This is a genomic window from Sphingomonas sp. NCPPB 2930, assembly GCF_042867205.1.
Lineage (GTDB): Bacteria > Pseudomonadota > Alphaproteobacteria > Sphingomonadales > Sphingomonadaceae > Sphingomonas.
In genome coordinates, this window is record NZ_JBHZQU010000057.1 from 1 (window position 1) to 695 (window position 695).

1 protein-coding gene is annotated in these 695 nt (G+C 29.6%); it reads left to right on the forward strand.

Features of this window, described 5'->3' with window-relative positions; genetic code table 11:
• Positions 1 to 93 precede the first annotated feature (93 nt).
• Positions 94 to 695, forward strand: a 602-nt coding sequence (locus ACFX59_RS18315) for a hypothetical protein (RefSeq protein ID WP_387434497.1), incomplete at its 3' end; no start/stop codon positions are given.

A 695-nucleotide genomic window follows, 5' to 3' on the forward strand; every position in this document is an offset into this window, starting at 1 on the left:
ATGGTATAATTATCTACGATTTATATTTATGTAATGAAGTTTAAATGACTTTTTATTGCTTAAAGTAAATTATAAAATAAAGGAGTATTTAAAGTGAAAAAGAAAAACACAATTATTACGGCGCTTATAGCACTGTTTATATTCTTTACTGGTGTAGAGTCTGTGTCAGCAGACCATGTAATTAATAAAACTGAGACCGAAAGAATTAGTAAACTAATAAATGGTATTACAAAGTATCAAAAAGACACTTATGATGAACAATTTAGTGGTTTTAAAGTTGCACGAAATAGTGGAGTATTTTATTGGGGGAAAAATGGAGAACTTGCTTGGTATCAACCTGAAGATGAAATTATATTAGACCCTTTCAATGTAATCGAATATGAGAAAATACATTATGGTTCCCCTTTTTATGATGCTGTTTTAGCCTGGAGTGTCTATATTGCTGAAACAAACCGCCTTAGAGGATATGATAGTTTTGATAAAATCAAAAAAGAGTTTGATAAAGACAAAGAGGAACAAGCAAAGAGACATAAAGAATACATAGAACAACTTAAAGAAGAAAGAAGAAACAGGTCAGAAGAAGAAAAAAGAAAAGAAGCTGAGTATAGAGAAAAATTAATTGCAGACAAAGATTATGCAAACCGTGAAGATTTAAAATATATTGGAGATGTTCTCAGAAATCATTGGGGTATATT